Source organism: Thalassovita sp. ABM4_323, assembly GCF_056158665.1.
This window is the reverse complement of record NZ_JBSWTS010000001.1, coordinates 1-13,381: the sequence shown is the minus strand read 5'-3', so window position 1 is coordinate 13,381 and position 13,381 is coordinate 1. Positions and strand designations below refer to the sequence as shown.

The window sequence follows — 13,381 nt, the reverse complement described above, 5'->3', positions numbered from 1 at the left end:
TGATCAAACCAACGCGGAAGGATTAGTCCGAGCCGAACAGATCGCGGGTGAAAACCTTGCTCACCACATCTTCCAGTTCGGGGGCATGGCGGTTGGCTAGGATCACGTCGGCCCGCGATTTCAGCGCATCCAGGTCATGCAATACCTCGGAGCCGAAGAATGTTTCCTCGTGCAGGGTGGGTTCGTAGACGATGACCTCGATCCCTTTTGCCTTCAGACGTTTCATGATGCCTTGGATCGAGCTTTGCCGGAAGTTATCCGATCCTTGTTTCATGACCAGTCGGTATACACCGACACAGCTGGGTTTGCGGGCCAGAATGCTTTCGGCGATGAAATCCTTGCGGGTCCGGTTGGCCTCGACGATCGCGTTGATCAGGTTTTGCGGGACTTCCGAATAGTTGGCCAGCAGCTGCTTGGTGTCCTTGGGCAGGCAATAGCCGCCATACCCAAAGGACGGGTTGTTGTAATGCGGGCCGATCCTTGGGTCCAGGCCGACCCCCTGAATGATCTGACGAGGATCCAGCCCATGCGCCAGGGCATAGCTGTCCAGTTCGTTGAAATACGCCACACGCATTGCCAGATAGGTATTGGCAAACAATTTGATGGCTTCGGCTTCGGACGGATCAGTCTGCAAAACCGGCGTGCCCTTGGTCAGGGCGCCCTGCTGCAGCAGACTGGCGAATTGGCGGGCCCGTTCGGATTGCTCGCCCACCACGATCCGCGATGGATGCAGGTTGTCGTGCAAGGCTTTGCCCTCACGCAGGAATTCAGGGCTGAAGATCACCTGCTTGGTATTCAGTCTTGAAGGGATGCCTGCAGTATAGCCGACAGGGATCGTTGATTTGATGACGATCGTGGCGGTGGGGTTGATCTCGGTGACGGTCTGGATAACGGCATCCACACTTGATGTGTCAAAGAAGTTCGTTTGCGGATCATAATTCGTCGGCGTGGCAACGATGACGAAATCCACCCCGCTGAACGCGGTGACAGCGTCGGTCGTCGGGATCAGGTTCAGTTCTTTTTCAGCAAGGTAATGCTCTAGATCCGCATCAATGATCGGGCTTTTCCCGGCTTTGATGGTTTCGATTCGGTTGGTATCAATATCGAAGGCGCGTACTTCGTTGTGCTGCGCCAGAAGAACGGCATTGGACAGGCCGACATAGCCCATCCCAGCGACGGCAATTTTGAAGTCAGACATCAAAAATCTCTTTTGTGTACATGGAGAGAGTGCTGGTGTGTAAAAGGTCTTAACCGCATCTTTAGCCAGCGTGTGCCCGGACTTCAATTGAAACGCTTCTGCCGTGTGCCAAAAAAATAGCCTGTTGCGACATTTGTCATCGTGTTGTCATATGTGCGACCCCGATGCATCAATGCCATGGTTGCCCGTGAAAATGGCGTTTGCGGTAGTTAATACTGTTTTTGAAAGGGGCATGCGGTTAAAAGAACGAGAAAAGAGCAGAGTTCCCAGGAAAGAGAAGAATCGTGCACCGATTGAAGACATGTTTGGCCGTGTGCCTTTCGATGCTGGTTCTGGCGGGATGTACCATTCCCCGCGGGGCGGCCCTGTCCACTGAAATTCTGAAAGAGCAAAGCAAAGCCGATGCGTCGTATCAGGTTGTGCCTGTCACCCGTACGAATGTGTCTGCCCTGTCTTCTTGGCCCACCACCGGCTGGGCCGGCGGCTACAGCTGGATCAACAATCAGCGGGGTCCCGAAAGCCCTTTGATCCGAACCGGCGATCAGCTGGAATTGGTCATTTGGGATAGCCAGGAAAACTCGCTGTTGATCGGCTCGCAAGCCAAACAGACCGTCTTGCCCAAAACGGTTGTTTCTCCGGCCGGGACGGTTTTCATTCCCTATCTGGGGGATGTGAAAGTTAGGAACCTGACCCCTGTTGCCGCACGAGAAAAGATTCAGCAGGCCATGGAACCCATCGTTCCATCTGCACAGGTGCAGCTGTCATTGGTCCCGGGGCGGCAGAACTCGGTCGATCTGGTCAGTGGCGTTCCCAATCCCGGCACCTATCCTTTGCCAAACCGCAATTACACATTGCTGAGCCTTCTGGCGCAGGGCGGTGGTATTCAAACCAGCTTGCGCAATCCGGTTGTCCGGTTGGTGCGTGCAGGGCGCAGTTATGAAATTCGGGCAGAGCGCCTGATGGCTGAGCCACAGCTGAACACCACGCTGCGTGGGGACGATAAGGTCATGGTCGAAGAAGACCGGCGCTTCTTTACTGCTCTGGGGGCCACTGGCCGCGAGGAGCTGGTGTATTTTGATCGTGATCGTATCACGGCCATCGAGGCGTTGTCGCTGATTGGCGGTTTGTCGGACGCTCGGGCCAACCTTAAATCCGTTCTGGTGTTGCGGGACTACCCGGTAAAAGAGCTGCGTTATAACGGTACGGGCCCTGCGCATCAGCAGGTTGTGTTTACCTTTGATCTGACCACTGCGGACGGATTGTTTGCCGCACGCAAATTCCACATCAACCCGCAGGATACTGTGCTGGGAACAGAAACCCTGCTGACATCGGCTCGCACTATTCTGGGGCTGATCGGTTCGGCGGTTGGTGTGTCGAACGCGGTTTCCACCGCAACAAACTGATCCTGATCGCCCCTGATCTTACGGCTCAGGGGGATAGGTCTTTCCAAGGAAGGCTTTGCAGCCCTTTGGCAAGTGGGACAGGAAGCAGGCGGAAAATACGATGCCAAATGACAATATTGCGGTGATCGGGGCAGGGGCTTTTGGCACTGCTCTGGCCGTCGCGCAATCCACACAAGCGGCTGTTAAGCTGTGGGGGCGCGATTACGAGGCAATGGCCGCGATGCAGGCCGCCCGGGAAAACCAGGTGCATCTGCCCGGCGTTCCCTTGCCCAAGACGATCACGGCCACGGCCGATCTGGGGGCGCTGGCGGGCTGTCAGGTGATCCTGTTGTCGATCCCCACCCAGGCGCTGCGTGGGTTTTTGTCGGCGCATGGCGCGGATTTGGGCGCGCCGGTTCTGGTCGCTTGCTGCAAAGGGGTCGAGCGCGGCACCGGCCTGTTGCCCTCGCAGATCATCGCGGATGTTCTGCCCGGCGCGAAAACGGCCGTTCTGACCGGGCCCAGCTTTGCCGATGACATCGCGCGGGGCAAACCCACGGCGCTGACCCTGGCCACCGATCTGCCCGATGGGGCGGCCTTGCAGGAACGGCTGTCGACGCCCGCCTTTCGGCTCTATCTCAGCGATGATCCGCTGGGCGCGCAGCTGGGGGGCGCGTTGAAAAACGTGATCGCGCTGGCGGCGGGCATGGTCATCGGCGCCGGTCTGGGCGAAAGCGCGCGCGCGGCCCTGATGACCCGTGGCTTTGCTGAAATCACTCGCCTGGCCGCCGCCCAGGGCGCGCATCCGGAAACCTTGCTGGGCCTGTCGGGCTTTGGCGATCTGATCCTGACCTGTTCCTCGGAAAAGTCGCGCAACTTCAGCCATGGGATCCGCGTGGCGCGCGGGGATGTGGATACGGGCGGCAAAACCGTCGAGGGCGTGATGACCGCCCATGCCGTCAGCGAACAGGGCGCCGAGATGGACCTGCCGGTGATCCACCAGGTCTCGGCCCTGCTGAAGGGGCAGGTGTCGCTGTCCCAGGCCATGGACGCGCTGCTGCAACGCCCGCTGAAATCCGAGCGCTGATCTTTGCCGTTGCTGGCGGACGACCAAAATTTCAGGAAAATTTTGGTCGAATTCTATGAAGAATTCGACGCGGAAATCGCCTGTATCAGGCTCTGATTTCGACCCTGTTCAGGCAGAACCCCGGCCAGCACGGATCAGCGCAGGCCGGGGTCTGTTTTGGCTTAGTCCTCGCCGGGCAGGATGCGTACGGCGCCTTTGGCCGCAGACGAGGCAAAGGCCGCGTAGGCCTTCAATGCCTTGGACACGGCGCGCGGGCGTGGCTCGGCCGGGCCCCAGGGCAGCGGGCCCTTGGCGGCGCGGCGGGCCTCGAGCACGTCATCGGCCACGGCCAGGTTGATGCTGCGGTTGGGGATGTCGATTTCAATCATGTCCCCGGTTTCCACCAGCGCGATGGCGCCGCCCTCAGCCGCCTCGGGCGAGGCATGGCCGATCGACAGGCCCGAGGTGCCCCCCGAGAACCGCCCATCGGTCAGCAGGGCGCAGGATTTGCCCAGACCTTTGGATTTCAGATACGAGGTCGGGTACAGCATTTCCTGCATCCCCGGACCACCCTGAGGGCCCTCATAGCGGATGATCACCACCTCGCCCTCGCTCACTTTGCCGGTCAGGATGCCGTTCACCGCGTCGTCCTGGGATTCGAACACCTTGGCCGGGCCGGAAAACTTCAGGATCGACGCATCCACCCCGGCGGTTTTCACGATACAGCCGTCCAGCGCGATATTGCCGAACAGCACGGCCAGACCGCCATCCTGGCTAAAGGCGTGCTCTTTGGCGCGGATCACGCCGTTTTCACGGTCGGTATCCAGTTCCTTGTATCGGTTCTGGGTCGAGAACGCCTGCGTGGTGCGCACGCCGCCGGGGGCGGCCTTGAACAGGCTTTCCGCCTCGGGGTTGTTGGCGACCTTGATGTCCCATTTGGCGATGGCCTCGCCCATGGTGCTGGAATGCACGGTGGCGACCTCGTCATTCAGCAGACCCGCGCGGCTGAGCTCGCCCAGGATCGAGAAGATGCCACCGGCGCGGTGCACGTCCTCCATGTGGACGTTGTGGATGTTGGGCGCGACCTTGCACAGACAGGGCACCTGGCGCGACAGGCGGTCCATGTCGGTCATGGTGAAATCCACCTTGCCCTCATAGGCGATGGCCAGCAGGTGCAGCACGGTGTTGGTGGAGCCACCCATGGCGATGTCCAGCGACATGGCGTTTTCAAAGGCCTCGAACGTGGCAATCTCGCGCGGGAGCAGGCCCTTTTCCTCGCCCTCATAGTGGCGCTTGGTGATGTCGACGATGCGGCGACCGGCCTCGAGGAACAGGTTCTTGCGATCGGCATGGGTGGCCAGCGTCGAGCCGTTGCCCGGCAGCGCCAGACCCAGTGCCTCGGCCAGGCAGTTCATCGAGTTCGCGGTGAACATCCCCGAGCACGACCCACAGGTGGGGCAGGCGTTTTCCTCGATATGCTGGACCTGTTCGTCGGTGAATTTGTCGTCAGCCGCGGCGACCATGGCGTCGACCAGGTCGATCTTGGTCATGTCCAGATCTTTGATGTCGATCTTGCCGGCCTCCATCGGCCCGCCCGACACAAAGATCACCGGGATGTTCAGGCGCATGGCGGCCATCATCATGCCGGGGGTGATCTTATCGCAGTTGGAAATACAGACCATCGCATCGGCACAATGGGCGTTGACCATATATTCCACCGAATCCGCGATCACCTCGCGCGAGGGCAGTGAATACAGCATCCCGTCATGGCCCATGGCGATGCCATCATCCACGGCGATGGTGTTGAACTCCTTGGCGACACCGCCGGCGGCTTCGATCTCGCGCGCAACCATCTGGCCCAGGTCCTTCAGGTGGACGTGGCCGGGCACGAACTGCGTGAACGAGTTGACCACCGCGATGATCGGCTTGCCGAAATCGCTGTCGGTCATGCCGGTCGCACGCCAGAGGCCACGGGCCCCTGCCATGTTGCGGCCATGGGTGGATCGCCGGGAACGGTAATACGGCATATGTGTCTTCCTTCGTGGCTGTGGGGCCTATCGTCGATGTGTCAGGGCGAAGGGATACCGCAGAAAACCTACCAAGAACAATCCCGCATCCACCGCAAATGATGTTCGGGAGGGATGCAGGCAGGCGAAACGCGTAACCAGTGTTATGGTAATTTTTCCCTTTAAGACCGTTCGTTTAGGCGGCCAGACGTTTGCGCGCGGCGATACGATCAATGATCTCGACCAACTCGATGGCGCGGTGGTCGAACGTATGGGCGGCCATCACGATGTCATGTGCGTTTCGCGCACGCTCCAGGTAGGGTTCAGGATTTTCCATACAGTCCTGAACAATATCCGCAAAGCTCTCGATATCAGCCGCCTCAGAGATCGCATCTCCGAAGACATCAGCCAGCCCTGCCACCGGGTCTGTCAGAATTGGAGTTGCCACGGCACTGCCGTCGAACAAACGGTTCGACAGGAACCCGTTATCGCGCATGCTGTCCCAATGGTCGTTCAACAGCATCAGATGTCCGCCATAGAAATCCGGAAGCTCGGCATTGCTGACAGAGGTGCCGCGGACCCGGCCCTCGGGCAGGACACCGTCCCACCCTCCGCCATACAGCTCCAGAGGCAGATCCTTCTGCATACACCATTTTACCATGGTCCTATATTCGCGGCGCGAGTTGCCCACGAACAGACAGGCCGGAGTTCTGGGCCGATCGGGATTGTGGAAGAACAGGGTCGAATCCGCAGCCTGATGCATCACACTGACCGATGGCAGCCCCTTTTCCTTCAGGACCTGGGCATACACATCCGACGCCACGGCAATGTGGTCATAATCGGCGTATTCATCTTCGGGAATCCGGTCAGGATGCGAGATAATCCACATGATGTTGATCTTGCCCGGATCGACTTTCACCCGGTGGCGTCCCCGGATCGAGATCACAACATCCTCTTGGCTGGGATGCGCGTACCAGACATCTGCTGTGTCCACATTCGCCTGGTATCCGGCTCTCTCGAACGAGGCCGCCAGGGAATTGGCAAAGTGGAAATCACCCCACATCGGGGCCTCTTTCAGATTGGGGGTCGAGATCTTGATACGGATGGCCAGTTCCTGCAGCGGGCGGGGAATGACATGCCGGTCGATGCTGTGGCGCGTGTGCCCGGCAAAGGTCAATTGCCCCCCTTCCAGAACATAGTCCGATCCCGCAATGCCCAAGGTCAGGGCTGCGGGGATGCCCGCTCCGGTAATCCGGGGGGGCAGCACCAACAGGAAACGCCCACCGCTGTCAGCCCGGGCGGTGGCCACGGCCGCGACCCCGTTCAGGTCATAAGCCACGATCGCCAGATCCTGACCGGGAGAGCGCAGGTTGCGGGCCCAGCCGGTCACCAGGCCACCTTGCACCTGATCCACACGACCTGACCAGCCCCCCACTTGAATGGGCAGCGGGTCATGTCCGGGCTGTGTCAGGGTCATGTCCTCTTGCGGGCGGGACGGGATCAGCCATTGCCCGGTCTGGCCAATCGGCAACAGCGCAGGCTCTGTGCCATCCGCGGACAGGACCTGCACACCGGGCGCATCCAAACGCCCTGTGACCACGATGCCGTCATGTACGACCGGCACAAGAGATGTCTCAGTTTTGGTCATCAATCACCTCGCGGGTCGGAAAATCATGGAGCAAACGATACAAAGCATGGGCCAATCGTTCCTGAGCCTGCTCTGGGTGATACGCGATCCGATGTACGGTCTGACTGCGTTCACGCAGCCGCTGAATGCCGGCTTCGTCGCCCAGAAGCTTGCGGACCTTATCGAAAATCCACTTGGGATCATTCACCTGAATTTCATATGCGGCGCGAGACTCGATCCATTGGCGCGCGAACCCTGTGGCCCGGGCCCGGCCTTCGGCAGGCAATACCGCCGCAGGCACCGCCCTACCCTGCAAGGCGTTCAGCAAAGCCAGATCGAAAGGCTCCAGCTCTGACACATGGGACAGGCAAACGGTCATACCGACCTGCCCAAGATCATCGGGCAGGCATGTCTGGGGGTCCAGATCCAGCGGCGTTTCGCCGGTTTTGTCCAGGCGCACCCATCCTTTGCCCTCTCCTGGTGGCAACAGCAGGGTCAATCCGCGCCGTTGTGCCTCGGATTGCAATTGCTTGCGCAGGGCAGCCCGTTTGGCGGTCTTACCCTGTGTCGGCATCAGCACCAGTACGGTCATGTCCTGAATTGCATGGGGGCCTTGGGGCAGCATCAGGGGCAAGGCCCCCAGATCGAACCGCAGCAACGGCACGTCCAAGCCTTGCAAGGCACTGCCCTCGCCGGTGTTGCGCAGACGCCAGACCAAGGTCGGATCCAGCCCATCCATGGCCCGCAAATACCCGCCACTACATCCGACCGACAGGACTGGACGGCCTCGGATCAAACCTCCAAGCGCGGCCCCCAGGCGACCAGGATCGCGTTGCAGATCCAGCGGGATCTGATGCCGGGTCATGCCGGGCGGGTCCGTCCCCTCGGGGGGGCACTGATCCGGCTCGGGGCCCAGTTCCACCAAATCCACATCGGCCACACGGGCGACCATACGCGCCAGGCTTTCGGCCATGCGCGCATGACCCGGGGCCAAACTGTGCCCAAGGCGATGAGATCCTGCCAAAACGGTCACCCGGCCACGTGTCGGCCAATTGATGTGCAACCGTTCGTGCGCCACCTCAAGCCGACGGCGGGTCTTTTCCCCAACGGTTGCCTGAGCGCTTGAGCCCATGAACAGATGCGTCACCTGTCCCCAGGCAACGTTGCGCCGATAAAACACCCCGACATGGTTCACGAACAGCGGACGGAAGATCGAGGTATACCGCAACGCCAGATCCCAGTCCTGCAACCGCGGCAGAGAGCTGTCGAACCCCCCCATCCAGTCGTAAATTCTGCGATGGTGGACAATCGAGTTCAGGTCCATGAAGTTTTTCGACGACAAACGAATAGGCCTGAAATTCGGGCGCGGGATGCCATCCAGGCGGACCTTGGCACCATCAATCACAGTGTCCAGATACGCACTATAGGCAATCGGGTGACAGGGGTTGGCCATCAAACGCCGCAGCATCAGGTCCAGGAACAAAGGATGCCACAGGTTATCGCTGTCCAGATAGGCGATGTAATCGCCCCGCGCATGTTTCAAACCCTTGTTGCGCGCACCCGCCCCGTTTGATTTCAGGAATTTCATATAGCGGATACGCGGGTCATCGAACCCTCGGACGACTTCGGATGTCCGGTCATCAGAGGCATCGTCGCAGATGATCAGTTCCCAATTCGGATAGCTCTGTTCCAGAACACTCTGAATGGCCTCGCCGATGGTAAAGGCCCTGTTCCAGCTGGGCATGATCACCGACACCAAGGGCGCATGGGGCAACGCCGTGGTGCTGATTTCAGAGCGCATCGTATGATCCGCGCGCGCCAGGTCCGTTCGAATGCTGTCAGATATTTCCAGACGCGACAGCCAGGCAGCGTAAATAGAGGCCGTAGGGTCCTGCGCTTGCACCGGGGATGGCAATTTTGCCACCACGAAAGGCGCGCTGTCGGCCTTGGGCTGTAAACGTGTTTCAGGCAGGTCCACATCCCCCTGAGCCAGCGCCTCGCGCTGGATCGATTTAAGCCCGGCCAACGTGTGCAGACTGCCGCGGCCCAGCACCAGCTCCAGAGCAAAGGCACAGGGCAACCCGGCCTCAGAAATGGCTGGCTCTAATGCCGGATAAAGGACCCGCGCCACCTGTTCATCAAAGAAAGGACCGGGGCCGATCCCCTGCCCGGCGCCGTGATCCCGGTAGTGGGCGATCAGGGCCTTGGGGGTTTGCAGATCCCGCGCCTCTGGGTGGCGCCAACGATACCATAGCGGATCGAACCGATCATCCGGCGCATCACAAAAAGCGGCAAAAGCCTGCCTCGCCGCCTCGAGTGTTTCAGGGCGCAGCGCCTCGGGCGGCAGATCACGACAGATCAGCCGTTCGGGGTGTCCATCCGTAATGGTAAACCGTGCCAGCACCTCGCCCTCTTCAGTGGACACGACCAGATTGCGTGCCAAGGCAGGAAGCTCCGCCTGAACCCCCCCAGGCAAACCCTGTACGGCAACCAGCTGACCATCCGCGCTGAGCGTGACAGGAATATCCGCAGAAACGCCCGTGGAATGACGTAGCATCAGCGTGATACGATTGCCCTCTAGGGCGGCCAGTTCGACCAAAACGCGATCAGGCGTCAATGCAAAGCTCAGAGGCGCCCCGTCCAGGGGAGCCGAGCCATGACCAAAGAAGACCTGCGCCGTATGCGGCAGATCATCCCGCAGCGCATCGGGGATAAAGACACGAAATCCCGGCCGCAGCCCCGATCCGAACCCGGGCACTTCGCGATCCAGAAGCACGGTTTGCGGTGCAGCATCATCAAATTGCACGGTCACGCTGTTACAGCCCATCGCCCAACCGCAAACAGCACCACTGTGGCGATCAAAAAAGGCGACGCCCTCTTGCAGAGTTTGCGGCGTGTCGATGGCCTGTGCCACATCCGTGTCAGGCGCTGCTGGCGCACGCTCCTCGCCTGCGGCGATATCCAATGTGCCACCACGCACGATGGTGCCACTGCTGCCCAGGCGCAGTTCGACCCGATGAGCATTTCCATCGCGCAACCGGCGGGGCAATGAGGCATCAAACCCGCATTTCAAAGGCCCCAGACCCGCATTGCGCACGTCTTCGCGCGGGATATCTGCGACGATGTTCATTTCCGGGCTGCCATCCACATAGAGGCTAAGCAAAGCCGGTTCAGACATATCCTCCGGATCGAACGCCCAGCCTGCAATCCGGGTGCTGTCGAAATGATCCACATATCCGTTCGCTGGCCCCTGCCCCAACAAACGAGCCACACGGGTCAGAACGGACTTAAATGTCATGATTGACCTCGTTCATGAAAAACATCCGCCCAGATCTGTGCCTGTTCGCGCGCAACCTTCCGCAATCCGCGGATGTGGCCTTGCTCAACGGCCTTGTAGGTTTCAATGAACTTCTTGGGTATTTTGCGATTTGGCCGCTCATTGATGAACTCTGCGTGCTGATACAGGGTCCCCGTAAAGTCGTCGTGGCGATCCAGCCCTAAGAAACCAAGCAGGGCTGCCTCGGTCAAAGAGAGGTCATCGTACATAGCATCGTAATCCAGCAGCAGAATTTTCTGACGGATCGGTTTATGCCGCATCAGGTCATGCAGCAGATGATGCTGTTCGCCCCAGCTTTTACAGGCCTCGACAAAACCCTTTTCTTTGGGCCACGCGTCCCGGGGCTTATCCGCCCGGGCTTGCCAGGACAGACCGACATCCTTCAGGTTCCGCAAGATGCAAATATACCGATAACTTGGATTTTCAGTCAGGAAATCCGCAAGCACCGGCAACAAATCTGGGACCTTGTCTCCAATGATACGGGCCTGGTCCCATTTTTCCTCGATCTTGGCATATACTGGCTTCCAAGCCGGGCGTTTCGCCGGATCCAGGTTGGTATCCTCTGGTCGAAAATCAAAAAACCGATCACGTTCGAAAAGCGTGCTCGAAAAATTGTGGGCGCGCAGATACTGAAACTTGAAGCGTTCAATACCAAGGCAGATGTCAGGATGGGCGTTCAGCAGTTCCCCGAGGGCAGTTGTGCCACTGCGGGCCACTCCGGAGACTATCAGGTGAGCCTTCTCGGATGTCATAAAGGTCTTTCTCCCAATCAATTCGTGACCAAAATTTGTGCAGACGCCACCCCCAAAGCCTTTCACAAACCCGTCGGTCAAATTCACACATCAGTATGTGCCGCAGTCCCCTTCTGTGCGCAACTATTATCCGTGCGCACCCCTCTGGACGGGCCTGCGGCAATTCTGCATTGCAGCATCCATATACAGTCAATCCCAGCGGGCGAAAACCAATTCCCGTAAAAATTCCTTGCAGTTTGCATGTACAATTCGTCTTTTGGGTCTAACTATTGAAGGATGCGATCCCCTGCGCCTACAACAACAAGGCCTCAAGTTGATCGCTGAAGTGACGAGAAACAGGATTTCAAGAAAATGACTTCTGCCAAGGACGCTTTGGCCACCACCAAGGCAAACCCTCATGATCGCTGGTCCGGCGGCGAAGGTTCTGCCGAGGAGCGGATCAACAGCCGCATCATCGTACCGGTCGGACGCCAAAGCTTTACCGCCAAACCCTCCGACAAATTCTTCGCCATAGGGTCTTGTTTTGCCCGAAATGTCGAAGAACGCCTGGAGCAGGCCGGTGCCACGGTGACCAGCCGCCAGATAGCCGTGCGCGATCTGGGCAATGCCTCGGCCCGCGAAGGTGGTGTTTTTAACAAATACACCCCGGTTTCCATTCTGCAGGAGCTGAAATGGGCCGCTGGCATCGAAGCCTATCCCGAAGAGGCCCTGCTGCCGCTGGGGGTGGACAACTATTACGACCCCTACCTGTCGGGCAAGGCTGGCCGGGGTCCGGGTGACGAATTGATGGCGCGCCGCGAAGAGGTTGGCCAATATTTCGCCCAGATTTTCCAGGCGGATGTTGCCATCCTGACCCTGGGCCTGATCGAAAGCTGGACAGATCTGGAAACCGGTCTGAGCCTGAACGAAGCGCCCAACCCCAAAATCCTGATGCGCCATTCGGGACGCTTTGCCTTTGAGCAGCTCAGCTTTGAGCAATGCGAGGCCGCCCTGGCCGAGATCGCCGAAATCTTGAAGGCACACGGCAAGCCCGGCCAGAAAAAGGTGGTCACGGTGTCCCCCGTGCCTCTGGGCCGGACATTCACCTCGGATGACATCGTCGTCGCTAATGCAACCTCCAAGTCCACCCTGCGGACCGCCGCAATGCGCCTGGTCAGCCAAAACGACGACATCGACTATTTCCCCAGCTACGAAGCCGTGATGCACAGCGATCCCAACCTCAGCTGGCAGCGGGACCGTCGCCATGTCAGCGATGTGGTCGTGGGACGGATCATCCAGACCTTCTTGCTGCGGTATGGCGTCACCACCCAGGAGCCTGAACCCCTAGAGGAGATGTTGGATGCGTTGCGCAATGATCCCACCTTCCAGAAATGGGCAGACAAGGCCGAGGATCAGGAGGCCCTGATGGCCCGCCTGAACCAAGAGGTGAACAAGTACAAGAACATGGTCATCGCCCTGCAAAAAGAACTGCGCCAAGCAAACGCCTGAGCAAGAAAAAGGCTTTTCAAGCCACCGGGATGGGGCTGTTTTGTTGGCCTCATCCCCGACGAATTTCGCTCCGAAAACCTGAAAATTTCTGCAGTTTTTTCTATTTTTTCAACGCAGGGTTTGAAATACTGCCGTGAAAAAATAACAATTCATAACTAGACCCAAAGGGCCACCATACTGTTTTTTAGCCCGCCCCTCTGATTACACCGTTCTCAAGGTGGCAGAGGCATTCCAAGGAGAGACCCCCTATGCCCACCACGATCGGCCGCCTGACAAAGAATGCGGACTCTATTACCGGCAGCGCGGCAGACGAGCTGATCGAGGTCCCCTCCAGCAATGGGAACCTGACCAGCGCCGACACCCTGACCGGGGGCACGGGATATGACACCCTGCTGTTTGAGCGCACCAGCACATTGGGCGTACATTATTCGAACATGACCGGAGTAACCGGCTTCGAAGAGCTGGACGTCACCGCATCCGCCGGGGCGATCGTGACCCTGGATGATGCGACGATCCAGCAGGCCG

9 protein-coding genes are annotated in these 13,381 nt (G+C 59.1%); 4 read left to right on the top strand and 5 right to left on the bottom strand.

Annotation, left to right across the window (positions count from 1 at the left end):
* Positions 1 to 22: 22 nt before the first annotated feature.
* Positions 23 to 1,198, bottom strand: a complete 1,176-nt coding sequence (locus tag ACXADQ_RS00045; protein ID WP_475313523.1) for a nucleotide sugar dehydrogenase — start codon at positions 1,196 to 1,198, stop codon at positions 23 to 25.
* A 284-nt stretch (positions 1,199 to 1,482) separates the two neighbouring features.
* On the opposite strand from ACXADQ_RS00045, the gene ACXADQ_RS00040 reads away from it, so the two are divergent.
* Complete coding sequence (locus ACXADQ_RS00040) at positions 1,483 to 2,601, top strand: polysaccharide biosynthesis/export family protein (RefSeq protein ID WP_475313519.1); 1,119 nt, start codon at positions 1,483 to 1,485, stop codon at positions 2,599 to 2,601.
* A gap of 100 nt (positions 2,602 to 2,701) precedes the next feature.
* A complete protein-coding gene (locus ACXADQ_RS00035) occupies positions 2,702 to 3,667 on the top strand; it encodes an NAD(P)H-dependent glycerol-3-phosphate dehydrogenase (protein WP_475313515.1) in 966 nt (321 codons plus the stop codon).
* 161 nt (positions 3,668 to 3,828) lie between these two features.
* Here the strand turns inward: ACXADQ_RS00035 and ilvD are convergent, their stop codons facing one another.
* The 4 genes from ilvD to ACXADQ_RS00015 all read right to left on the bottom strand — a co-directional run bounded on the left by ilvD (position 3,829) and on the right by ACXADQ_RS00015 (position 11,368).
* Entirely contained in the window at positions 3,829 to 5,673 is a 1,845-nt protein-coding gene (ilvD, locus tag ACXADQ_RS00030; protein ID WP_475313511.1) for a dihydroxy-acid dehydratase, read from the bottom strand.
* 175 nt (positions 5,674 to 5,848) lie between these two features.
* Positions 5,849 to 7,300, bottom strand: a complete 1,452-nt coding sequence (locus tag ACXADQ_RS00025) for a CgeB family protein (RefSeq protein ID WP_475313507.1) — start codon at positions 7,298 to 7,300, stop codon at positions 5,849 to 5,851.
* Complete coding sequence (locus ACXADQ_RS00020) at positions 7,287 to 10,577, bottom strand: glycosyltransferase family 2 protein (protein ID WP_475313503.1); 3,291 nt, start codon at positions 10,575 to 10,577, stop codon at positions 7,287 to 7,289. Before ACXADQ_RS00020 ends, ACXADQ_RS00025 begins: the two co-directional genes overlap by 14 nt.
* Complete coding sequence (locus ACXADQ_RS00015; RefSeq protein ID WP_475313499.1) at positions 10,574 to 11,368, bottom strand: sulfotransferase; 795 nt, start codon at positions 11,366 to 11,368, stop codon at positions 10,574 to 10,576. Before ACXADQ_RS00015 ends, ACXADQ_RS00020 begins: the two co-directional genes overlap by 4 nt.
* A 351-nt stretch (positions 11,369 to 11,719) precedes the next feature.
* Between ACXADQ_RS00015 and ACXADQ_RS00010 the strand changes: the two genes are divergently transcribed.
* Together ACXADQ_RS00010 and ACXADQ_RS00005 are read left to right on the top strand one after the other, a co-directional pair.
* The gene (locus tag ACXADQ_RS00010; RefSeq protein ID WP_475313497.1) at positions 11,720 to 12,856 is read left to right on the top strand and encodes a GSCFA domain-containing protein; all 1,137 of its coding nucleotides are present in this window, start codon (positions 11,720 to 11,722) and stop codon (positions 12,854 to 12,856) included.
* Between the two features lie 248 nt (positions 12,857 to 13,104).
* Positions 13,105 to 13,381 (top strand): hypothetical protein (locus ACXADQ_RS00005; protein WP_475313496.1); only part of this gene is annotated, 277 nt, incomplete at its 3' end.